Here is a 21,868-nt window from a genome sequence, read left to right as displayed (position 1 = left end):
TTACAGCTATGAATGTCATTGAAGTAGAGAATTTGCGCAAAGAATTTAAAAGCTATTCAAGCCGCTCTGGATTAAAGGGGGCTTTTCGCGATTTATTCACTAGAAACTATAAAATCAACAGAGCTGTTAATGATATTTCCTTTACAGTGAAACAGGGAGAAATGGTGGGTTATATAGGCGAAAACGGCGCAGGGAAATCGACAACGATCAAAATGCTAACAGGGATTTTAACACCGACATCAGGGAAGGTCCTGGTGAACAATATGAATCCTCATAAGGAACGGGAAAAGTTTGTCCGGACAATCGGTGTTGTATTCGGACAGCGTTCACAGCTTTGGTGGGATATTGCTGTTCAAGAGTCATTCAGGCTTTTAAAAAAGGTATATAAAGTGTCCGATCAAGATTATAACGAACATATGGATCATGTCATTAAAACGCTGGATATCGGCCCTTTGTTAGATAAGCCGGTGCGAAAGCTGTCATTAGGGCAGCGGATGAGATGCGAGCTTGCCGCAGCATTAATTCATAATCCTCCTCTTTTATTTTTGGATGAGCCGACGATCGGCTTGGACGTTTTAGTCAAGCTGAAAATTCGTGAATTTTTGAAAGAGATAAATGCAAAATACAAAACAACGATTTTGCTGACGACACATGATATTGCGGATATAGAAGCATTGTGTGAACGCGTCATAATGCTTGATGAAGGAAAGATTATATATGACGGCTCTTTGGACCATTTGCGCGGGAATTGGGGAAAAGGGAAGCAAATTGAATTTCAATTTGCCTCTTCTGTTGATGAATCCCTTTTATTGCAATTAACGAATGGTTTTCACGTGCAATGGATGAAGGGAGATAAAAGCAATGTTTGGATCGCGCAAATTGCGAATCATGAGGAAATGCCGGAAATCATTAGCCGCGTCATGAAGGCTCAAACTATCGTGGATCTAAGCATTAAAGAAATATCAACGGAGGAGATTATACGCAACATTTATGAAAAAGGTGATGCGAACAGTAACTTAGAAAAGGTGATCATGAATGTCTAAATATTTGGAAATGATCCGCATCCGTTTTTTAATGATGCTCGCTTACAGGACAAACTATTATTCTGGAATTCTCATATACAGCATTAATATCGGTGCTTACTACTTTTTATGGACAGCCATTTATGGGGGAAAAGAAAGCATTCAAGGTTTAGATGCAGCGCAAATGGTGACATACGTGGCAATTTCATGGATGGCAAGAGCATTTTATTTTAACAACATCGACAGGGAAATCGCAATGGAAATTAGAGAAGGAAAAGTGGCAGTGGAGCTGATTCGTCCCTACAATTATCTTGGCATGAAAACGATGCAGGCGTTTGGAGAAGGCGTTTTTCGCCTTTTCTTTTTTTCCATGCCTGGAATGGTGATTGTAAGCTTTATTTTTCCGCTCGAATTACCGCTTGATTGGCAGGCGTGGTGTTTTTTTGCCATTTCCATATTTTTTAGTTTTGTTATTAATACAGAAATTAATTTATTGACAGGAATCTCAGCTTTTTTCTTATTTAACAACGACGGACTAATGAGAGCGAAACGCGTCATCATTGACTTGTTTTCCGGACTGCTGCTCCCCATTAGCTTCTACCCAGTTTGGGCTCAAGAAATAATGGAATATTTGCCTTTTCAAGCAATCAGTTATATTCCAAGCATGATCTTTACAAAAGGATTCCAAGAAGCTGAAATTACAGACGCTATTCTTTTTCAATTGTTTTGGTCCATTTTATTGATCATTCCAATTTGTGCTATGTGGGCGGTTGCGAAAAGAAAAATGATTATTCAAGGGGGGTGAAAAGATGTTTTATGTGTCAATGTTTTTTCAATATATCGCTCAATATTTAAAAACAAGGATGGAATACAGAGCGGATATGATTGTAGAGATATTGTCTGATCTATTGTTTCAGGCAGTAAATTTAGTTTTCATTCTCGTCGTATTTGGACATACAGAATCGCTTGGCGGCTGGCAAAGAGATGAAATTATTTTCATTTATGGCTTTTTCTTAGTTCCTTATGCTTTATTCAGCACCTTTTTTAACATTTGGGATTTTAATGAACGATATATTGTAAACGGTGAAATGGATCGCATTTTAACGAGACCGATCCACAGTTTGTTTCAGGTGATATTGGAGAGAATGGAGCTTGAATCGCTTTTTGGCGTTATTACAGGGCTTGTTGTCATGGGGTATGCAGCAGCCCGGCTGAATCTTACTTTTCATTGGTATGACATTTTTATTTTTATTCTATTTGTATTTGGCGGCACCCTTGTCTGCGGCAGTATTTTTGTTGCGCTTGCATCGATTGGGTTTTGGTCGGATGCTAAAACATCGATTATGCCAATGATGTATAACATTGGAAACTACGGCCGCTATCCAGTAAATATTTACAACGATGTGATACGTTTTATTTTAACGTGGATTTTGCCGTTTGCCTTTGTGGGAGTTTATCCGGCTTCCTATTTTTTACGAAAAACGGATTGGTATATTTACGCTTTTTTAACTCCTGTGATAGGCCTTCTGTTTTTTATTTTGTCGGTTATTATTTGGAATATTGGAGTGAAGCGATATCGAGGGGCAGGAAGCTGATCATAGTTTCCTTTCGTTAAGCGATAAAATTCAAAGAGGCTGTTGACATCAGTTTGGTTGACGAACAAGTTTCCTTTAGCTAGTGATAAAATTCAATAAGGCTGAATAACATGTACAAACAATAATTTTCGGGGGAAATTATGGCGATTGTCGTAGGAACAGGGATAATGTTCTGTTTGGTTATGAGCATTCGAACGATGTTTTCTGCTGTGAAAAGAGGTACGTTCCTTACGTTTGAAACTGTATATTTAATTGCTTTAGTATATGCCTCTTTTTTGTTAGGATTTGGTGTGATTTATTTAATTTTAACTCAATACGGCTTTCCGATTTTAGCTGAATCTGGGCGGCCTCTTTATGGGACGTATTTAGAAAATTTAACCACCTGCTTATACTTTAGTGCAGTTACGCTGTTTTCTGTAGGCTATGGGGATATCACTCCTTTCGGCATTGGAAGGTGGATTGCAATTGTACAGGCGATGATTGGCTACATATTGCCTACGGTTGTTGTTGCCAAAACAATGATTGATATTGAGAAGAAACAATAGTTGTAACATGAAGCGAAATTCGGTACGCTGAAGATAAAATGAACAACTGGAGGGATTAGATATGGCAGCTGAAGTGGGAAAGCCTGCACCAGATTTTGAGCTGACTGCTGACACTGGAGAAAAAGTAAAACTTTCTGATTTTAAAGGAAAATATGTAGTGCTGTATTTTTACCCGAAAGATATGACTCCGGGATGCACAACGGAAGCGTGCGATTTTCGCGATAAATATGAAAGCTTTCAAGAGCTTGATGCCGTCATTTTAGGAGTAAGCCCTGATCCGCAGGAACGACATCAAAAATTTAAAGAGAAGCACGGGCTCCCTTTTTTGCTTCTCGTTGATGAAGATCATAAAGTTGCGGAACAATACGGAGTATGGAAATTAAAGAAAAACTTTGGAAAAGAATACATGGGAATCGAACGATCTACTTTTATTATAGACAAACAAGGAATATTAGTGAAAGAATGGCGAAAAGTAAAAGTGAAAGGACATGTTGAAGAAGCTCTCACATTTATTCAAAATAGAGAAGAATGACAGCAAATGATTTGCTCTGTTCACCTATGTTGTCAAGGCGGGCATTTGTGCCCGCTTTTTCCCGTGCAAAAGCGAAAATCTTTTTCTTAAATTGGTGCATTTTTTCAATGAATAGATAAAATGTTCTACTAAATTAAACGCTCCCATTGACAAAAGTCTTATAATCAATGTACACTAATTATAAATATTATAAAGTAATAATGATACAAAATAAGAATGTTTTCAAGAAATGAGGTGCATGGCGATGTCAGACAATACGTTAAAGGAAGCTCTTGAAATTTTAAAACAAACGGGAGTCCGCATCACTCCGCAGCGTCATGCGATTTTGGAGTATTTAGTTAATTCAATGAATCATCCAACTGCTGATGATATATATAAAGCGTTAGAAGGTAAGTTTCCAAACATGAGTGTTGCAACTGTTTATAACAACCTTCGGGTATTTCGTGAAGTTGGACTGGTAAAAGAATTAACGTATGGCGATGCATCTAGTCGATTCGATTTTGTGACAACGGAGCATTATCATGTCATTTGCGAGGAATGCGGAAAAATCGTTGATTTCCATTATCCAGGTTTAGACGAGGTGGAGGATCTTGCAGAGCATGTAACGAACTTTAAAGTTAGCCACCACCGAATGGAAATATACGGGAAATGCCCTGCATGTCAGCAAAAAGAAAAAAATATGCACTGAGAAAGCTGGTAGGAAAACAAACTATCAGCTTTCTCTTTTCCTTGTTTTACGATTGTACTTTTCGTCGAATTCTTTGCCTTCAAGCTCTTTATCAAGAGTCAAAGGCTCTCTGCAATACATGCACATATCCACACGACCGAGCATTTTTGTCACTTTCCCGCATGAAGGACATACAACTTGAACAGCTCTCGTCGATAGCATCCCGATCCAGAAATAGACGACAGTACTTCCGATGATGGATAATAAACCAAGCAGCATGAAAATGGTCATGACCCATACATGTTCTCTGAAAAAGATGCCTATGTACATAATGATAAAACCAACAAATACTAAACTTAAGGCAAAAGTGCGGATTTTATTTATTTTGCTTGTATATTTTTTAGCCATTGTACAAACCTCCTGAACACTACTATAGCATATTTTCACTTTTTTTTCGTCACAGAACGGCCAATTGCTAACAGTATTTCTTTTTTTATTTATAGAAGCTTTTGTTTAATGTGTTTTATTCAGACAGCGGATGAATAAATGATTTGCAGAGAATCTATATACACTTAAAGAAAGGACTCGCCATCCAGATACATTAGCTGTATTATTTAATAGAAAAAGATGCTGCTTCGCTGCAATCCGATTATTTGGCCTTTGCTTTGCTGCTGTTGTTTATACAAACCTCCGATAAACCTTTGACTATAAAATATTATGGATTACTTAATGAAAAGGCAGCACTCAATATAGCAACAAATTTTTTAGGCAGTAGCCGGAGAATTATCGACTGATGTTTAAATAATGGAAAAATATTGTTTGACTGGAACGAGTATCTTTCCGATCTGAATCGAGCGTTAAAATACATTACCATTTCGGGGCGGAAAAGTTACCATCGTCGAAGATAATCAGGAACTCAACCAGAAGAGAGAAGGTGGAAAAATTCAGTTGAATTTGCAAAATTAATTAGACAGTGTTGGCTAAAGGAAAAGCATTGTTGATGCAAAACGATATCTTTGAAGCATATAATCATATTGTTGCTGCACTGCATCACTTGTAAAGACCGGAAGTGATCGGTTTCTGGCTGCTATATGTGCTCAAGTAAACCAAGCTGTATAAATAATTAAATTAATTGAGTATGATAAAGGGCAGTATAAAAACGTTTCAAATTATTTTTTACTGCGTTTGGCTGTTTAATCCGTTCAAAAGCTGATTTCTGTGCGGCTCAAAAAAATGTTTTTCCGAGTTATTTGAACATCTTAAAGTCAGACTGTATTTTGCGGATTAAGTGTGCTGCTGGAATATTTAATCGAGCGGATTCAGTTGTTTAGAATCAAAGGGAACAGGCGTTGGCAGTTTTTATTGATATTTTTTAAAAAAAGTGTTGACACTAAAATTTCATGATGATATATTATAAAGCGTCGCTGTTGAAAAGATGAATAATCTTCGAAACAGCAAAATAATCTATAAATGTAAGTTTAAAAATTTTATTCCGATTGTTGACATAACTTCATTTATCTGCTAGAATAAAAAACCTGATCGGAAATGATCTTTGAAAACTGAACAAAACGAAAAGCGTGCCTGTTGATTCTGACAAGAGCATTTGGTGACAAACTTTTTTTGGAGAGTTTGATCCTGGCTCAGGACGAACGCTGGCGGCGTGCCTAATACATGCAAGTCGAGCGGACCGAAGGGAGCTTGCTCCTTTAGGTTAGCGGCGGACGGGTGAGTAACACGTGGGCAACCTGCCCTGCAGACTGGGATAACTTCGGGAAACCGGAGCTAATACCGGATAACACCGAAAACCGCATGGTTTTCGGTTGAAAGGCGGCTTTTAGCTGTCACTGCAGGATGGGCCCGCGGCGCATTAGCTAGTTGGTGAGGTAACGGCTCACCAAGGCAACGATGCGTAGCCGACCTGAGAGGGTGACCGGCCACACTGGGACTGAGACACGGCCCAGACTCCTACGGGAGGCAGCAGTAGGGAATCTTCCGCAATGGACGAAAGTCTGACGGAGCAACGCCGCGTGAGCGAAGAAGGTCTTCGGATCGTAAAGCTCTGTTGTCAGGGAAGAACAAGTGCCGTTCGAACAGGGCGGTACCTTGACGGTACCTGACGAGGAAGCCACGGCTAACTACGTGCCAGCAGCCGCGGTAATACGTAGGTGGCAAGCGTTGTCCGGAATTATTGGGCGTAAAGCGCGCGCAGGCGGTTCCTTAAGTCTGATGTGAAATCTCGCGGCTCAACCGCGAGCGGCCATTGGAAACTGGGGAACTTGAGTGCAGGAGAGGGGAGCGGAATTCCACGTGTAGCGGTGAAATGCGTAGAGATGTGGAGGAACACCAGTGGCGAAGGCGGCTCTCTGGCCTGTAACTGACGCTGAGGCGCGAAAGCGTGGGGAGCGAACAGGATTAGATACCCTGGTAGTCCACGCCGTAAACGATGAGTGCTAAGTGTTAGAGGGTATCCACCCTTTAGTGCTGCAGCAAACGCATTAAGCACTCCGCCTGGGGAGTACGGCCGCAAGGCTGAAACTCAAAGGAATTGACGGGGACCCGCACAAGCGGTGGAGCATGTGGTTTAATTCGAAGCAACGCGAAGAACCTTACCAGGTCTTGACATCCCCTGACAACCCTAGAGATAGGGCGTTCCCCTTTCGGGGACAGGGTGACAGGTGGTGCATGGTTGTCGTCAGCTCGTGTCGTGAGATGTTGGGTTAAGTCCCGCAACGAGCGCAACCCTTGACCTTAGTTGCCAGCATTCAGTTGGGCACTCTAAGGTGACTGCCGGCTAAAAGTCGGAGGAAGGTGGGGATGACGTCAAATCATCATGCCCCTTATGACCTGGGCTACACACGTGCTACAATGGGTGGTACAAAGGGCAGCGAAACCGCGAGGTGGAGCGAATCCCAAAAAACCACTCTCAGTTCGGATTGCAGGCTGCAACTCGCCTGCATGAAGCCGGAATCGCTAGTAATCGCGGATCAGCATGCCGCGGTGAATACGTTCCCGGGTCTTGTACACACCGCCCGTCACACCACGAGAGTTTGTAACACCCGAAGTCGGTGGGGTAACCCTTACGGGAGCCAGCCGCCGAAGGTGGGACAAATGATTGGGGTGAAGTCGTAACAAGGTAGCCGTATCGGAAGGTGCGGCTGGATCACCTCCTTTCTAAGGATATATACATTGAAATAGGGTACGCTTTTCCGTTTTGTTTAGTTTTGAAGGATCATATCCTTCTTGATTGTTCTTTGAAAACTGGATAACGGAAAGACATTCACGAATAGATCGCTCATGTTAGGAAGAAACGGTTAAGTTAGAAAGGGCGCACGGTGGATGCCTTGGCACTAGGAGCCGATGAAGGACGGGACAAACACCGAAATGCTTCGGGGAGCTGTAAGTAAGCGTCGATCCGGAGATGTCCGAATGGGGGAACCCACTGCCCGTAATGGGGCAGTATCCATACCTGAATCCATAGGGTATGGAGGGCAACCCGGGGAACTGAAACATCTAAGTACCCGGAGGAAGAGAAAGCAACAGCGATTCCCTGAGTAGCGGCGAGCGAAACGGGAACAGCCCAAACCAAGAGGCGTGCCTCTTGGGGTTGTAGGACACTCGATTAAGGAGTGACAAAGGAACGGGGTAGACGAAGAGGTCTGGAAAGGCCCGTCAGAGAAGGTAACAACCCTGTAGTCGAAACTCCGTTCCCTCCCGAGTGGATCCTGAGTACGGCGGGACACGTGAAATCCCGTCGGAAGCAGGGAGGACCATCTCCCAAGGCTAAATACTCCCTAGTGACCGATAGTGAACCAGTACCGTGAGGGAAAGGTGAAAAGCACCCCGGGAGGGGAGTGAAAGAGAACCTGAAACCGTGTGCCTACAAGTAGTCAGAGCCCGTTAACGGGTGATGGCGTGCCTTTTGTAGAATGAACCGGCGAGTTGCGATTTCGTGCAAGGTTAAGCCGAAAGGCGGAGCCGCAGCGAAAGCGAGTCTGAAGAGGGCGAAATAGTACGAGGTCGCAGACCCGAAACCAGGTGATCTACCCATGTCCAGGGTGAAGGCAAGGTAACACTTGCTGGAGGCCCGAACCCACGCACGTTGAAAAGTGCGGGGATGAGGTGTGGGTAGGGGTGAAATGCCAATCGAACTTGGAGATAGCTGGTTCTCTCCGAAATAGCTTTAGGGCTAGCCTCAAGGGAAGAGTCTTGGAGGTAGAGCACTGATTGGACGAGGGGCCCCCATCGGGTTACCGAATTCAGTCAAACTCCGAATGCCAATGACTTATCCTTGGGAGTCAGACTGCGAGTGATAAGATCCGTGGTCAAAAGGGAAACAGCCCAGACCGCCAGCTAAGGTCCCAAAGTATACGTTAAGTGGAAAAGGATGTGGAGCTGCTTAGACAACCAGGATGTTGGCTTAGAAGCAGCCACCATTTAAAGAGTGCGTAATAGCTCACTGGTCGAGTGGCTCTGCGCCGAAAATGTACCGGGGCTAAACGTATCACCGAAGCTGCGGGTTGACACCGTTGGTGTCAGCGGTAGGAGAGCGTTCTAAGGGCATCGAAGCCGGACCGGAAGGACCGGTGGAGCGCTTAGAAGTGAGAATGCCGGTATGAGTAGCGAAAGAGGGGTGAGAATCCCCTCCGCCGAAAGCCTAAGGTTTCCTGAGGAAGGCTCGTCCGCTCAGGGTTAGTCGGGACCTAAGCCGAGGCCGAAAGGCGTAGGTGATGGACAACAGGTTGATATTCCTGTACCACCTCCTCACCGTTTGAGCAATGGGGGGACGCAGGAGGATAGGGCAAGCGCGCGGCTGGATGTGCGCGTCCAAGCAGTTAGGCTGGCAAGCAGGCAAATCCGCTTGCCGGAAGGCTGAGCTGTGATGGCGAGGGAAAGGAAGTACCGAAGTTCCCGATTCCACACTGCCAAGAAAAGCCTCTAGCGAGGTGAGAGGTGCCCGTACCGCAAACCGACACAGGTAGGCGAGGAGAGAATCCTAAGGTGAGCGAGAGAACTCTCGTTAAGGAACTCGGCAAAATGACCCCGTAACTTCGGGAGAAGGGGTGCTCATCAAGGTGATAAGCCATGATGAGCCGCAGTGAAAAGGCCCAGGCGACTGTTTAGCAAAAACACAGGTCTCTGCGAAACCGTAAGGTGAAGTATAGGGGCTGACGCCTGCCCGGTGCTGGAAGGTTAAGGGGAGCGCTTAGCGAAAAGCGAAGGTGCGAACCGAAGCCCCAGTAAACGGCGGCCGTAACTATAACGGTCCTAAGGTAGCGAAATTCCTTGTCGGGTAAGTTCCGACCCGCACGAAAGGCGTAACGATCTGGGCACTGTCTCAACGAGAGACTCGGTGAAATTATAGTACCTGTGAAGATGCAGGTTACCCGCGACAGGACGGAAAGACCCCGTGGAGCTTTACTGCAGCCTGATATTGAATGTGGGTACAGCTTGTACAGGATAGGTAGGAGCCAGAGACGCGTGAGCGCCAGCTTGCGCTGAGGCGACGGTGGGATACTACCCTGGCTGTACTGACATTCTAACCCGCGCCCCTGATCGGGGCGGGAGACAGTGTCAGGTGGGCAGTTTGACTGGGGCGGTCGCCTCCTAAAAGGTAACGGAGGCGCCCAAAGGTTCCCTCAGAATGGTTGGAAATCATTCGGAGAGTGCAAAGGCAGAAGGGAGCTTGACTGCGAGACCTACAAGTCGAGCAGGGACGAAAGTCGGGCTTAGTGATCCGGTGGTTCCGCATGGAAGGGCCATCGCTCAACGGATAAAAGCTACCCCGGGGATAACAGGCTGATCTCCCCCAAGAGTCCACATCGACGGGGAGGTTTGGCACCTCGATGTCGGCTCATCGCATCCTGGGGCTGTAGTCGGTCCCAAGGGTTGGGCTGTTCGCCCATTAAAGCGGTACGCGAGCTGGGTTCAGAACGTCGTGAGACAGTTCGGTCCCTATCCGTCGCGGGCGCAGGAAATTTGAGAGGAGCTGTCCTTAGTACGAGAGGACCGGGATGGACGCACCGCTGGTGTACCAGTTGTCCCGCCAGGGGCACCGCTGGGTAGCTATGTGCGGAAGGGATAAGCGCTGAAAGCATCTAAGCGTGAAGCCCCCCTCAAGATGAGATTTCCCATCGCGATAAGCGAGTAAGATCCCTTGAAGATGACGAGGTAGATAGGTCCGAGGTGGAAGCGTGGTGACACGTGGAGCTGACGGATACTAATCGATCGAGGACTTAACCAAGTAAGAGCATCTATTCGTGAAGGAACCGTTATCTAGTTTTGAAAGAATCATGTTCAAAAAGGAATTGACAACTACGGTCAAAAAGTTATAATAGTAGTTGTCTATCCACTGAATGGGACAAATGAATACAATAATTTGCTTGGTGGCAATGGCGAAGAGGTCACACCCGTTCCCATCCCGAACACGGAAGTTAAGCTCTTCAGCGCCGATGGTAGTGAGGGTCTATCCCTTGTGAGAGTAGGACGCTGCCAGGCAATCACTTTACAATAGAAAAGAAGTTGTAAGTTTGTTTCTTTCAAATTTGATTCAGCCTATAGAAAATGAGGCATTCTACATAATAGTAACATCAGCTAGTCTTCTTTTACATTCCGCAGTAGCTCAGTGGTAGAGCATTCGGCTGTTAACCGAACGGTCGCAGGTTCGAATCCTGCCTGCGGAGCCATTTGGAGAGCTGTCCGAGTGGTCGAAGGAGCACGATTGGAAATCGTGTAGACGGTCAACGCCGTCTCAAGGGTTCGAATCCCTTGCTCTCCGCCAGAATGAAATTTTTGGCCCGTTGGTCAAGTGGTTAAGACACCGCCCTTTCACGGCGGTAACACGGGTTCGAATCCCGTACGGGTCACCATGGAGGATTAGCTCAGCTGGGAGAGCACTTGCCTTACAAGCAAGGGGTCGGCGGTTCGATCCCGTCATCCTCCACCATGTACATAGTAAATAAAATGAATATTAATGAATTTCGGCGCTAGGGCCACAGCATGTTATGATATGTATACATAATTTTTGTGTGAAGAGTGTTTATTGTTTTATCGGCGCGGGGTGGAGCAGTCCGGTAGCTCGTCGGGCTCATAACCCGAAGGTCGCAGGTTCAAATCCTGCCCCCGCAACCAATGGTCCCGTAGTGTAGCGGTTAACATGCCTGCCTGTCACGCAGGAGATCGCGGGTTCGATTCCCGTCGGGACCGCCATAAAAGGCTCGGTAGCTCAGTCGGTAGAGCAAAGGACTGAAAATCCTTGTGTCGGCGGTTCGATTCCGTCCCGAGCCACCATTATATGTATACATATGCCGGTGTAGCTCAATTGGTAGAGCAACTGACTTGTAATCAGTAGGTTGGGGGTTCGATTCCTCTCGCCGGCATTTTTTACAATCGGAGGGGTAGCGAAGTGGCTAAACGCGGCGGACTGTAAATCCGCTCCCTTAGGGTTCGGCGGTTCGAATCCGTCCCCCTCCACCATGATAGGGGCATAGTTTAACGGTAGAACAGAGGTCTCCAAAACCTCCGGTGTGGGTTCGATTCCTACTGCCCCTGCCATTTATAAGATGGCGACTGTGGCGAAGTGGTTAACGCACCAGATTGTGGCTCTGGCATTCGTGGGTTCGATTCCCATCAGTCGCCCCATATTAATATCATTGGGCTATAGCCAAGCGGTAAGGCAACGGACTTTGACTCCGTGATGCGCTGGTTCGAATCCAGCTAGCCCAGCCACCTTTTAAATTTAAGTGCGGAAGTAGTTCAGTGGTAGAACACCACCTTGCCAAGGTGGGGGTCGCGGGTTCGAATCCCGTCTTCCGCTCCAATAATGGCGGCATAGCCAAGTGGTAAGGCAGAGGTCTGCAAAACCTTTATCCCCGGTTCGAATCCGGGTGCCGCCTCCATTATTACAAGCCGGGGTGGCGGAATTGGCAGACGCACAGGACTTAAAATCCTGCGGTAGGTGACTACCGTACCGGTTCAAGTCCGGTCCTCGGCACCAGTGAGGAATTGCATCAATATCATTACGCCGATGTGGCGGAACTGGCAGACGCGCACGACTCAAAATCGTGTTCCCTTGAGGGAGTGTGGGTTCGACTCCCACCATCGGCATCATTAGTATCCGATATCTCACGATCAAAAATCGTGGAAGCTTTAAAACGACTGCGTTTGCATTCGTTTTTCATTTTTTGGAAAACCGGAAGAATCCGATAGAATTCGAAAAAATTTTGCACGGCTATTTTGTATGGTAGAGCTCCTCCATTGCAACGTCTACCTGCCGGGATTCTTTTTGCTCCATCTCGTCCAAAATGTGTGAATACGTCTGCAATGTTGTCACAATGTCCTTATGACCAAGATGTCGAGAAACGTATTTAATATTCACCCCTTTATATAGGAGCATTGATGCGTGAGTGTGGCGAAGGCCATAACAAGTAATTGGCTTAATCCCGATCGTACCGCCTTTGTTTTTTTGTCATGTAGACACCTCATTTTTTAGTCTATTATTACTATAATAATCTGTGTCTACTTTTAGTCTAACATTACTTGTTACCTATTCTCTTCATCATACTCCAAAAATAGGTCTTGTAAATCTCCATTAATTGGTTCATTATTATTGTTAATTGTCACTTTAAACTCAATATCCTCTTCTCCTATTGATACTACCCCATCTAACACCCCTAAAATATTAGATACAGCATCCACTTCTACTTGTTCGATTATTTTAAATAATATTTCTTTATTTTTATCTGATAGTTCTGAATAAAACATCAACGCTTCTTTCCAATAAGGGTCTGTAACTTCATTAATATCAGTATTATTGAATATATCTCGATAAAAATTACGATTTTCTTTTATAATTGACTGATGTAAAAGTTTAACAAACTCTTCTTTATTCATATATCTCATCTCCTTCTCATCTCTGGATACAATTGTTTATTTAATTCAATTAATTTTCGAAGTTGAGAATTAGGAATGTCTGGATATACTCTTCTTAACTCCATTATATCTCTTGCTAATAATTGTCTTACACTCTCAATTCCTTTTGAACTTCTCAAAACTATTCCCCTAGGACCTTTTCTTGTATGTCCAGCTTTTGGTATTAATATTGCTGGTGCATTATTTGGATCATAATTTCGAATGAATTTTTTCATAATTGCTTTTTGTCCAACATGATGTGCATCTAACCTCGGTACACCTTTTATTTCTTTATATAATCCTACATCATACTTACTAAATTTACCCGTACCCTTACCGTCCACCTCATCCCCAGTTTTGCCAATCATGTTAATCGCAGTTTCTTTTACTTCTTCCTTAGCCTTGCTCATCCATGCGCGGGACGCTGGACCAATTCCCGCCAAGGCTGGCTGCCATTGGACAGACGAAACGCTGGTAAGACGGTCATCCCATTGCTTCTTAAAATATCGCAGCGTTTTGGTAATCGGCGCTTTCACGACTTGGAGGTACGCCGCTTGAAAGACAGACATCATTTTATCATAGCGGAGAACATATTTCATTTGCGGGACCAATTTCGAAACATCCGCTGCTATCCCGGCCGCTTTCGCTCCTTTGATCCCCGCTTTTCCAGCGATTCCTGCCCCTTTGGCTGGAGGAATGACGGACAACAATAACATTCCTCCCGTAACCAGGCGGTCCCATCCGGATATCCGTTCTCCAGTAATCGGGTCGTATTCTCCAAACAACCGCTACAAGTCATACCAGCCAAGAAGCTCCAGACTGAATTCTTTTATGTTGTCGGCGAGCGTTTGGTCTGCCTGTCTGATGGACGCGGCCGTCTGATACAGCAGTTCCTCCGCTTCATTCAGCTTTTCTCCATAGCGGTCGAGCCAATGAATCAGTTCGTCTGTAAGCTCGCGGATGGCGGCGGAACCGATGCCGGGAATCTCCATGGCAAAAAGAGGGAATCTCCTGGGAAAGCAAGGTCCGCGCGCGTTGTATAGAGCATTGCTCTATATAGTTTATTCGAAGTGCTCCTTGAGGAATAAACAATCCGCTTGAACTTTTTGTTCAAGCGGATTGTTTATTTATCGATATATTAGGGAATCTTGCTTCACACACTATAACAAAATTACTTTACCGTAATACTAGGAGGATATATTGATAATATTTCAATTACATCATTAGAAGTTAAAAATACATAATGTTCTACCTCTCTTGACTCGTATATACCGCAACTTTCTTTATGAAACCATTTCAAATATTCTGAGTTTTTAACTTTAAATAAAGACCAATCACTATAAAAATCTGTACCGTAATATTGATCTAAATAATTTAGCGTTTCTAATAACGAACCTTCATCAGTATTTCTATACGATAATACTCCTTCTTTAAAATTCACTACAACTTTTTTTTCACCATTTTCATCACTAAATTCTAAAATAACACCATCTTTACCATCCAAAAGCATATCATTATAAATTGTTGAAGGTATATCATCTAGCGGTATCCATCTTTTCCATTGTTCCATAAAACTTCCTCCATATTTGTTTTCTAGTAACGAAACTTTATTCTCTTCTTGCCATCTTGAATTTCAAGTGTAGGACGGCCATCACTACTTCTCTTTCTAACAATAACTGTTCTTCCATCCTTTAAAATACCGACTTTGAGGTCAGGCGTATCCTTAGTAATTTTAGGTCCCAACGAGTGAAAGTCATTCATTGCTTCACTAAATCCACCAGATAACTCATACTGAATAGTTCTTCCTTTTGTTGCTCTTCCAGGCTTAGCAACTTTAATTAAATCATCAACTGTTTTGCCAGTACCCTTAGTGCTAAGTTCAATGCCATCGTTGCCTGCTTTACCTTCGCCTAGATTTAACCCCGTCTTCTCACTCAGATAAGCTCGAACTTTATTCTCCAATCCATTGGTGTTCTTGGGCGGAACTTTAACGTCCCCAACCCCTTCCATGGCAAATCCCATTTGCCGGTCAGGGATTGAATTTTTCAGATTGGTCAGGCTATGTCAATTGTTGGGGTGCACTGGATGTGAAATGCTTGATACAGCTGTTCTAAGTTAGACCTTGCATTACTTTGCGTCATCCACTTCTTAAAAACTTTTTACATAATAAGCTTTCTTTAATATGATTTTTTGTATTTACGAATTTAAGAAATAACCGGTGCAAAGTTCAACACCACCATTATCGAAAAAAATCCCCTCATAAGTAAACAGTAAATTGATGCATATTTACTGTCTCCTTATAGGGGGATGCTGTCAAAATTCGGCTACTTTTTCCTTTTCGTTCAAATAACCGGATAATAAAAGCCTTTGCTGTCAAATATATTTTGTCTATTATTGTTTTTCATCAACAGGCGTGACGGCGTCGTGCAGATATGTTTCTAATTCTTTGCGATAAAGGTTTTGCTCCTCTTCTGTCCACTCCAAGTTTTTCGCCATATATTGAATAACGGATTCCTTCCATTGGTGAACTGAATGAATTTCAAAAAATAACGATCCCGTTCTCCGGATAAAGAAGTCCTCCGGTTTTACGACCATCTCTTCTTCCAAACCATATTGAAGCTGGGCTAAAACATCAATCGGTAATTGAAACTCACCTCTTACTTTCTTTAATTCAACTGCCAGTTCAAACACCCGGTCTACATTCGTTCCATATAATCGGACCAATCTTTCCGATTGTTTTCTGCTAAATCCCAATTTTTCTCCCTGTTCAACTTTTTTAGTTACGAACGATTCAAAATTTGTTGAACCTCCGAAATCTCCTCCCGAAATCGGCAGGTTTTTCGTTCTGCAAGGGGAAAATGCTTCGTTTTCTTCCTCTTTTAATAATTTGGCAACAAGATCAACGATCGTTTCTGCCATTTTACGGTATCCTGTTAATTTTCCGCCGGCAATGGTAATAATACCTGAATCAGACGTCCAAATTTCATCTTTGCGTGATATTTCAGAAGGACTTTTTCCTTCTTCATGGATTAATGGTCTGAGCCCGGCCCAGCTTGATTCAATATCTTCCACGGTGATATGGACCGTTGGGAACATATAATTAATGGCCTTAATAAGATAATCTCGATCTTCAACAGTCATTTTAGGATGTGCAATATCCCCATCATAGAAAGTATCTGTTGTGCCAACGTAAGTTTTTCCATCACGCGGAATGGCAAACACCATTCGTCCATCAGGTGTATCAAAATAGATCGCTTGTTTTAATGGGAATCGGCTTTGGTCAAAAACAAGGTGAATTCCTTTTGACAAAATCAAATGTTTTCCTTTTAAAGAGTGATCTTTTTCCCGTAACGTATCGACCCAAGGGCCTGTTGCATTTATAATTTTCTTTGCGAACACTTGATATGATTCTCCTGTTAATTGGTCAACAACTTTTACACCTACGGCTTTGCCTTGTTCATAAATAAATTCGTCTACCTTTGCATAGTTAATCGCTTTTGCACCGCATTCGACTGCCTTTTTCATAACTTCAATTGTCAAGCGGGCATCGTCAGTTCGATATTCGACATAATATCCTCCGCCTAATAATCCATCTTGCTTTAATAAAGGTTCTTTATCAATAGTTTGCTTTGCATTCAACATCGTTCTTCGTTCGCTTTTCTTCACGTCAGCAAGGTAATCGTAAATTTTCAGTCCAATGGATGTGCTCCATTTACCGAATGTTCCTCCTTTATAAATCGGAAGAAGCATCCATTCAGGTGTAGTTACATGCGGGCCATTTTCATAGACGATCGCGCGTTCTTTCCCAACTTCAGCGACTAACTTCACTTCCAGCTGTTTTAAATAACGGAGGCCTCCGTGCACAAGCTTCGTGGAACGGCTTGAGGTTCCTGCGGCAAAATCCTGCATCTCAAATAAAACTGTTTTCATTCCACGTGTTGTTGCATCAAGTGCAATTCCTGCACCTGTAATACCACCGCCAATAATGATTACATCAAACTGTTTTCCATCGACGTCTTTTAATATTTCTTGTCTTTGATAAGCAAATACATTTTTGTTCATTTGTTATTCCTCCTGTGATCCGTCAAAAGTCCTAAAAAAAGAGACCACATACACACTACGCTTCTTCTACAGACGTAATGCTATGTGGTCTCTCCTTGTCTCCAACCGAATATTAACTTTGAATGTATTATAGCATATTCTTCATCTTCTGAAAATTCTTTTGTATGCGAATTTAAAATTCAAAGCTTTTCCCCATAATGAACTTTTCTTTATTCAGTTGATGAAGAATCAGTGTTTGAAAACGCTATTGACACCATCGCACAAGCCATTTTTTCTTCATTCAATTGATGAAGATGGCTTGCGTCTTTCATGTCTTCTACAGCGTTTCTGAAACTGAATGTCTAAAACTGCCGCCAAAACCTAAAGCATCGAAAAATTGGGTAGCCATTCAAAATAAATTATGACTGTTCAAATTCTTTCCATAATTGCTTATTGGATGTTGTCACGGCTGCAGCACCAGCTTGTAAAGCATTGTTGACATCGTCAATACTGCGGATAAATCCACCAGCAAAGATCGGGATTTGAATTCGTTGATGAATTTCAGCAATAATGTTCGGCATGGCGCCAGGTAAAACCTCAATCACATCGGGTTTTGTTTTTTCTAATAAGGAATAGCTTTTTTCTAAAGCGTTTGAGTCAATGAGAAAAACTCGTTGAATAGCCAATACGCCTTTTTGTTTCGCTTTCAAAACGACACTTGCTTTTGTCGAAAGCAGTCCATAGGGCTTGAAGGACTGGCATAAATATTCGGTTGCGTATTCATCATTTTTAAGACCATGTATTAAATCAACATGCAATAACAAGTTTTTACAATGCTGCTTAGAAATATTGACGATATTTTTCAACTGGGCAATATGGACATCTAATAACACACCATATGCATAGGAACTCTGAAGAAAAATTTCAAAATCCTTCATATTGCGAATCGCTGGAATAATTTTTTGATCTTTATATTCCATTGTTCGTTCCACCTTTTTTATTATTGGCAAAAAATCAGTGTGAATTCAGCTTTCAAACTTAATTGAAACAGAGAAGAGGTCTTTGCTTCAAGTCTCTAGAAAAAAAGAAATCCACAACAAAACACCCCTTCATCCAAACGACTAAAGGGAATTGATGTGGATCTCCTTCTCTCCGCTACAATTTATTAACTTATTAATATTGTACCATAAACAAAAGCGCTGTCAAAGCAATGAGAACATCCACGCATGATCGTTTACAGGGTGAAAAAAATTTTTTAATCGTGAGATTCATAACTACTATCTATTTCAAAAAATTTTCCAGTAATCCTGTTAACAAGTATATTAAAATGGAAAAAGGAGGGGATTTCATGTTCATTAAATTAACAGTTTACAAAAAGAACGGTCTTCATGTCCGGATGGCAGCAGCTTTTATTTCGCTGCTTCAAAATCTCATACAAAATAAAGAGATATTAAAAAAGACGTACGTTCTCTATCAGGATAAAAAAGTTCAAGTGAATAATCTATTATCTTTAGTGTCCTTAAAGATTGGACAAGGAGAGGAATTTATCCTGCATTTTGAAGAAAAAATAGACGATCAAATCGTCCAGCAGATAAAAGATTTTTTTGAACAAACGGATCTTGAAGATTCCCAGCAAGCAGAAACAGATCGACTTCTCATGGAAAATTCCATTACCCTTCATGAGGCCATATCTGCTTTACCGAATGGAATCGTCGTTGTGAATAGCGACAATATCATCACTTATGTCAATGCAGCTGCAGCAAAACTTTTGGAAAAAGATCCTCATGAGCTTATCAATCAACGCGCTGACGAAGTGATTCCCCATTCAAGATTGCATGAAGTACTGAAGACAGGAAAAATGGAATTATCCAAAAAGCAAGAAATCAACCATCATACATTGTTAACAACCCGTTCGCCAATTATTTTTAATGGAAAAACGATTGGGGCTGTTGCTATTTTTCAAGATATATCTACCATTGAGAAAATCAGTAAAGAATTGAATGAAGTAAAAGAGCTGCAGCAGCGACTAAATCTTGTTTTAAAATCTGTCTCAGATTTAATCGGATTAACAGATAAAAATGGAAATTTTATATACAAAAATGATGAAATGGATGTTTTGTTAAAAAAATTAAACAGTGTCCCAAACATTCAATCAATAATCGGGCAACATGAATGGGAAAATATTAAAAGCACTCAAAATCAGATTATGAAACTAATTCAAGTAAACCAACAATCTAGTTATATTACAAAAATAAATCCTATTTTCGTTGACGATGAATTTCGCGGAACAGTCGCCACCATGACTCCATTCGATGATATTAAAAAGCTCCTCGAAAAAATTGATCTAATGGAGCAAAGAACGAAATATTTGGAAATGGAGCTGTCCAAACATCAAGGATTTGATGAAGCATTTCATAAGATCATAGGAAACAGTGAGACATTAAAAGATTCCTTAACAATCGCCGCAAAGGTTGCAAAAACAAATTCGACAGTGATTATTACAGGAGAAAGCGGAACAGGGAAAGAACTTGTTGCTAAGGCCATTCATGAAGCAAGCGACAGAAAGAATAACCTATTTATTCGAGTGAATTGTGCAGCCATCCCTCCTCAATTAATGGAAAGCGAATTATTTGGTTATGAAAAGGGAGCCTTTACAGGAGCGTATAAAACACATCGAGGAAAATTTGAACTCGCTAATAAAGGTACGATTTTTTTAGATGAAATCGGTGATTTAAGTTTGGATTTGCAAGCAAAAATTTTACGTGTGCTGCAGGAAAGGGAAGTGGAAAGAATTGGCGGATATGCGCCCATTCAGCTTGATGTTAGGGTAATTGCCGCGACTCACCGTGATCTCAAAAAAATGGTAGATGAGGGCAGTTTTCGCGAGGATCTTTATTATCGGTTGAATGTTGTCCCAATTCATCTGCCGCCTTTAAGGGCAAGAAAAGAAGATATTCCGCTTTTGGTGGAGGCGTTTCGAAAACAATTGAATGCTAGATTGGGAAAAAATATCAAAGGGTATGAAAAAGGATTTATGGAAGCATTATGCAGTTACCATTGGCCAGGAAATATTAGAGAATTACAAAATGTGATTGAACGGTTATTTAATCTCGCAGATGAAGAAATTTTGCGATGCAAGGATTTACCTTACTACATCTCGAACCCTCAATGTCAAGAAAATAAAAAAATAATGCAGAAACAGAGTATCAATTTTGGCAACGAAGTGCTGACCTTCAAAGAATATGAAAAACAAATTTTTTCGTTTGCTTGTCAATATTACCCAAGCTATAACCAATTAGCGAAAGCGCTTGGGATCACTCATAAAACGGCAGCTAAAAAAATAAGAGAATATGGATTGGAGCATTTAGTTGGGAAAAAGTATCAAATGGATTGATATTTTTTTCCAATGAACTCGCCATAAAAATATGAAAACGCATCCGTAAAGCGCTTTCGTTGTTGGCATCATTTTTGCATTAATAAAAAGTGCAAAGTTAAGAGGAGGTATGTCTATGAAAAAATTAATCAATGATCCTAATCAAGTAGTTGAAGACATGTTAGCAGGGATGGTTGCGGCTCATTCTAATCGAATGAAGAGATTGCCAAATACAAACGTAATCGTAAGAAAAGATGCACCTATTCAAGGAAAAGTTGGCTTGGTTAGCGGTGGAGGAAGCGGTCATGAGCCTTCACATGCTGGTTATGTAGGTAAAGGAATGCTAGACGGAGCGGTATGTGGAGAAGTGTTCACTTCCCCAACCCCAGATCAAATTTTTGAGGCGATTCAAGCGGTTGATAGCGGAAATGGGGTGTTATTGATTATTAAAAATTACACTGGCGACATTATGAATTTTGAAATGGCTGCCGAAATGGCTGAAGCAGAAGGAATCAACGTAGCAAAAGTGGTTGTGAATGATGATGTAGCTGTGGAGGATAGTACATATACGACAGGCCGGCGGGGAATAGCAGGTACGGTTTTTGTTCATAAAATTGCCGGTGCATTAGCGGAAAAGGGTGCAACGCTAAAAGAAGTAGAAGCAGTAGCTAAGAAAGTTGTGGAAAATGTGCGGTCAATGGGAATGGCCTTAACTCCATGCACTGTTCCAGCAGCAGGAAAACCTGGCTTCGAGCTCGGAGAAAATGAAATCGAAATTGGAATGGGGATTCACGGAGAACCTGGCATTGAAAAAACACAAATCCAGCCAGCGGATGAAATCGCACAAATACTTCTTGAAAAAATTTTAGATGACTTAAAACTTGAGGAAAACGACAAGGTTGCGGTCATGATCAACGGTCTAGGTGCAACACCATTAATGGAATTATATATTATGAACAAAAAAGTCTCTGAGGTCCTAAAGGAAAAGAACATTTATATACATGAAACGTTTGTTGGTGAATTTATGACATCGCTTGAAATGGCTGGCTGCTCTATTTCGTTATTAAAATTAGACGATCAACTCATTGAGTTGTTAGACGCACAAGCGGATACAATCGCATTCAAAAAATAGCAATCTCGCTTTCTTACAGTCTGCCTATAGAAGGAATATGAGGAGAGATGATCA

General features: G+C 42.3%; 14 protein-coding genes, 16 tRNA genes, 3 rRNA genes and 2 pseudogenes. 27 read left to right on the top strand and 8 right to left on the bottom strand.

The annotated features are described in order from the left end of the window. Positions 1–8 precede the first annotated feature (8 nt). From RI196_RS15090 to perR, 6 genes are all read left to right on the top strand, one after another. Positions 9–1,043 carry an ABC transporter ATP-binding protein gene (locus RI196_RS15090; protein WP_094244558.1) on the top strand — a complete coding sequence of 345 codons (1,035 nt, stop codon included), beginning with the start codon at positions 9–11 and terminating at the stop codon, positions 1,041–1,043. After that, complete coding sequence (locus tag RI196_RS15085) at positions 1,036–1,827, top strand: ABC transporter permease (RefSeq protein WP_144598203.1); 792 nt, start codon at positions 1,036–1,038, stop codon at positions 1,825–1,827. The genes RI196_RS15090 and RI196_RS15085 overlap by 8 nt, the downstream gene beginning before the upstream one ends. Before the next feature lie 4 nt (positions 1,828–1,831). Continuing rightward, a complete protein-coding gene (locus tag RI196_RS15080) occupies positions 1,832–2,617 on the top strand; it encodes an ABC transporter permease (protein ID WP_063386253.1) in 786 nt (261 codons plus the stop codon). Positions 2,618–2,757: 140 nt separating this feature from the next. Further along, positions 2,758–3,162 (top strand): ion channel, encoded by a 405-nt coding sequence (locus RI196_RS15075; RefSeq protein WP_063386252.1) that lies wholly within the window; start codon positions 2,758–2,760, stop codon positions 3,160–3,162. Between the two features lie 61 nt (positions 3,163–3,223). Beyond that, a complete protein-coding gene (gene bcp / locus RI196_RS15070) occupies positions 3,224–3,694 on the top strand; it encodes a thioredoxin-dependent thiol peroxidase (protein ID WP_063386251.1) in 471 nt (156 codons plus the stop codon). 244 nt (positions 3,695–3,938) lie between these two features. Continuing rightward, positions 3,939–4,382, top strand: coding sequence for a peroxide-responsive transcriptional repressor PerR (gene perR / locus RI196_RS15065; RefSeq protein WP_186439264.1), 444 nt, complete (start codon positions 3,939–3,941; stop codon positions 4,380–4,382). A gap of 24 nt (positions 4,383–4,406) precedes the next feature. Here the strand turns inward: perR and RI196_RS15060 are convergent, their stop codons facing one another. Continuing rightward, on the bottom strand, positions 4,407–4,769 hold the full coding sequence (locus RI196_RS15060) for a YgzB family protein (RefSeq protein WP_311066455.1): 363 nt from the start codon (positions 4,767–4,769) through the stop codon (positions 4,407–4,409). 1,209 nt (positions 4,770–5,978) lie between these two features. Here RI196_RS15060 and RI196_RS15055 point away from each other — a divergent pair. From RI196_RS15055 to RI196_RS14965, 19 genes are all read left to right on the top strand, one after another. Then, positions 5,979–7,532, top strand: a 16S ribosomal RNA gene (locus tag RI196_RS15055). A gap of 138 nt (positions 7,533–7,670) precedes the next feature. Then, a 23S ribosomal RNA gene (locus RI196_RS15050) occupies positions 7,671–10,602 on the top strand. Positions 10,603–10,740: 138 nt separating this feature from the next. Then, positions 10,741–10,856, top strand: a 5S ribosomal RNA gene (gene rrf / locus RI196_RS15045). The 16S, 23S and 5S rRNA genes sit together here with 16 tRNA genes alongside, the layout of an rRNA operon. A 113-nt stretch (positions 10,857–10,969) precedes the next feature. After that, positions 10,970–11,044, top strand: a tRNA-Asn gene (locus RI196_RS15040). 3 nt (positions 11,045–11,047) lie between these two features. Beyond that, positions 11,048–11,139: transfer RNA gene (locus RI196_RS15035), tRNA-Ser, on the top strand. Positions 11,140–11,152: 13 nt separating this feature from the next. Beyond that, a tRNA-Glu gene (locus RI196_RS15030) sits at positions 11,153–11,227 on the top strand. 1 nt (position 11,228) lies between these two features. Next, positions 11,229–11,304 (top strand) — tRNA-Val (locus RI196_RS15025). Between the two features lie 108 nt (positions 11,305–11,412). Continuing rightward, a tRNA-Met gene (locus tag RI196_RS15020) sits at positions 11,413–11,489 on the top strand. 2 nt (positions 11,490–11,491) lie between these two features. Continuing rightward, positions 11,492–11,567, top strand: a tRNA-Asp gene (locus tag RI196_RS15015). Positions 11,568–11,572: 5 nt separating this feature from the next. Further along, positions 11,573–11,648: transfer RNA gene (locus RI196_RS15010), tRNA-Phe, on the top strand. 16 nt (positions 11,649–11,664) lie between these two features. Beyond that, positions 11,665–11,737 (top strand) — tRNA-Thr (locus RI196_RS15005). Between the two features lie 12 nt (positions 11,738–11,749). Next, positions 11,750–11,834 (top strand) — tRNA-Tyr (locus RI196_RS15000). A gap of 4 nt (positions 11,835–11,838) precedes the next feature. Then, a tRNA-Trp gene (locus RI196_RS14995) sits at positions 11,839–11,912 on the top strand. A gap of 11 nt (positions 11,913–11,923) precedes the next feature. Further along, positions 11,924–11,999 (top strand) — tRNA-His (locus tag RI196_RS14990). A 12-nt stretch (positions 12,000–12,011) separates the two neighbouring features. Next, positions 12,012–12,086 (top strand) — tRNA-Gln (locus tag RI196_RS14985). Positions 12,087–12,102: 16 nt separating this feature from the next. Continuing rightward, positions 12,103–12,177: transfer RNA gene (locus RI196_RS14980), tRNA-Gly, on the top strand. Between the two features lie 5 nt (positions 12,178–12,182). Beyond that, positions 12,183–12,256 (top strand) — tRNA-Cys (locus RI196_RS14975). Between the two features lie 9 nt (positions 12,257–12,265). Then, positions 12,266–12,354: transfer RNA gene (locus RI196_RS14970), tRNA-Leu, on the top strand. A 26-nt stretch (positions 12,355–12,380) separates the two neighbouring features. Beyond that, a tRNA-Leu gene (locus tag RI196_RS14965) sits at positions 12,381–12,464 on the top strand. Positions 12,465–12,588: 124 nt separating this feature from the next. Here the strand turns inward: RI196_RS14965 and RI196_RS14960 are convergent. The 7 genes and pseudogenes from RI196_RS14960 to RI196_RS14930 all read right to left on the bottom strand — a co-directional run. Continuing rightward, positions 12,589–12,798: pseudogene (locus tag RI196_RS14960) on the bottom strand (tyrosine-type recombinase/integrase); the annotation flags it as partial. 101 nt (positions 12,799–12,899) lie between these two features. Beyond that, entirely contained in the window at positions 12,900–13,250 is a 351-nt protein-coding gene (locus RI196_RS14955; RefSeq protein ID WP_029761977.1) for a hypothetical protein, read from the bottom strand. Between the two features lie 5 nt (positions 13,251–13,255). Beyond that, positions 13,256–14,360, bottom strand: a pseudogene (locus RI196_RS14950) (pre-toxin TG domain-containing protein). 79 nt (positions 14,361–14,439) lie between these two features. Further along, positions 14,440–14,838: a hypothetical protein gene (locus RI196_RS14945; RefSeq protein WP_094244560.1), complete on the bottom strand. Its 399-nt coding sequence runs from the start codon at positions 14,836–14,838 to the stop codon at positions 14,440–14,442. 23 nt (positions 14,839–14,861) lie between these two features. Continuing rightward, entirely contained in the window at positions 14,862–15,278 is a 417-nt protein-coding gene (locus RI196_RS14940) for a hypothetical protein (protein WP_311066453.1), read from the bottom strand. A 381-nt stretch (positions 15,279–15,659) separates the two neighbouring features. Next, positions 15,660–17,330 (bottom strand): glycerol-3-phosphate dehydrogenase/oxidase, encoded by a 1,671-nt coding sequence (locus RI196_RS14935; RefSeq protein ID WP_311066452.1) that lies wholly within the window; start codon positions 17,328–17,330, stop codon positions 15,660–15,662. A 398-nt stretch (positions 17,331–17,728) separates the two neighbouring features. Beyond that, positions 17,729–18,289 (bottom strand): glycerol-3-phosphate responsive antiterminator, encoded by a 561-nt coding sequence (locus RI196_RS14930; RefSeq protein WP_063387204.1) that lies wholly within the window; start codon positions 18,287–18,289, stop codon positions 17,729–17,731. Between the two features lie 368 nt (positions 18,290–18,657). Between RI196_RS14930 and RI196_RS14925 the strand changes: the two genes are divergently transcribed. Next, positions 18,658–20,703 carry a sigma 54-interacting transcriptional regulator gene (locus tag RI196_RS14925; RefSeq protein ID WP_066250993.1) on the top strand — a complete coding sequence of 682 codons (2,046 nt, stop codon included), beginning with the start codon at positions 18,658–18,660 and terminating at the stop codon, positions 20,701–20,703. A 115-nt stretch (positions 20,704–20,818) separates the two neighbouring features. Then, entirely contained in the window at positions 20,819–21,814 is a 996-nt protein-coding gene (gene dhaK / locus RI196_RS14920) for a dihydroxyacetone kinase subunit DhaK (RefSeq protein ID WP_311066451.1), read from the top strand. The last annotated feature ends 54 nt before the right edge of the window (positions 21,815–21,868 follow it).

Source organism: Aeribacillus composti, from assembly GCF_031760945.1.
In the GTDB taxonomy this organism is placed as follows: Bacteria; Bacillota; Bacilli; order Bacillales; family Aeribacillaceae; genus Aeribacillus; species Aeribacillus composti.
The sequence above is the reverse complement of the archived record's forward strand: the minus strand, read 5'-3'. Positions and strand labels throughout refer to the sequence as shown.

Bases quoted from the DNA above. Each gene is read 5' to 3' on its own strand.
- RI196_RS14945 (WP_094244560.1), bottom strand. From the start codon at position 14,838: ATGGAACAATGGAAAAGATGGATACCGCTAGATGATATACCTTCAACA.
- RI196_RS14940 (WP_311066453.1), bottom strand. From the start codon at position 15,278: ATGGAAGGGGTTGGGGACGTTAAAGTTCCGCCCAAGAACACCAATGGA.
- bcp (WP_063386251.1), top strand. From the start codon at position 3,224: ATGGCAGCTGAAGTGGGAAAGCCTGCACCAGATTTTGAGCTGACTGCT.
- RI196_RS14935 (WP_311066452.1), bottom strand. From the start codon at position 17,330: ATGAACAAAAATGTATTTGCTTATCAAAGACAAGAAATATTAAAAGAC.
- RI196_RS14925 (WP_066250993.1), top strand. From the start codon at position 18,658: ATGTTCATTAAATTAACAGTTTACAAAAAGAACGGTCTTCATGTCCGG.
- RI196_RS15085 (WP_144598203.1), top strand. From the start codon at position 1,036: ATGTCTAAATATTTGGAAATGATCCGCATCCGTTTTTTAATGATGCTC.
- perR (WP_186439264.1), top strand. From the start codon at position 3,939: ATGTCAGACAATACGTTAAAGGAAGCTCTTGAAATTTTAAAACAAACG.
- RI196_RS15080 (WP_063386253.1), top strand. From the start codon at position 1,832: ATGTTTTATGTGTCAATGTTTTTTCAATATATCGCTCAATATTTAAAA.
- RI196_RS15060 (WP_311066455.1), bottom strand. From the start codon at position 4,769: ATGGCTAAAAAATATACAAGCAAAATAAATAAAATCCGCACTTTTGCC.
- RI196_RS15090 (WP_094244558.1), top strand. From the start codon at position 9: ATGAATGTCATTGAAGTAGAGAATTTGCGCAAAGAATTTAAAAGCTAT.
- dhaK (WP_311066451.1), top strand. From the start codon at position 20,819: ATGAAAAAATTAATCAATGATCCTAATCAAGTAGTTGAAGACATGTTA.
- RI196_RS15075 (WP_063386252.1), top strand. From the start codon at position 2,758: ATGGCGATTGTCGTAGGAACAGGGATAATGTTCTGTTTGGTTATGAGC.
- RI196_RS14930 (WP_063387204.1), bottom strand. From the start codon at position 18,289: ATGGAATATAAAGATCAAAAAATTATTCCAGCGATTCGCAATATGAAG.
- RI196_RS14955 (WP_029761977.1), bottom strand. From the start codon at position 13,250: ATGAATAAAGAAGAGTTTGTTAAACTTTTACATCAGTCAATTATAAAA.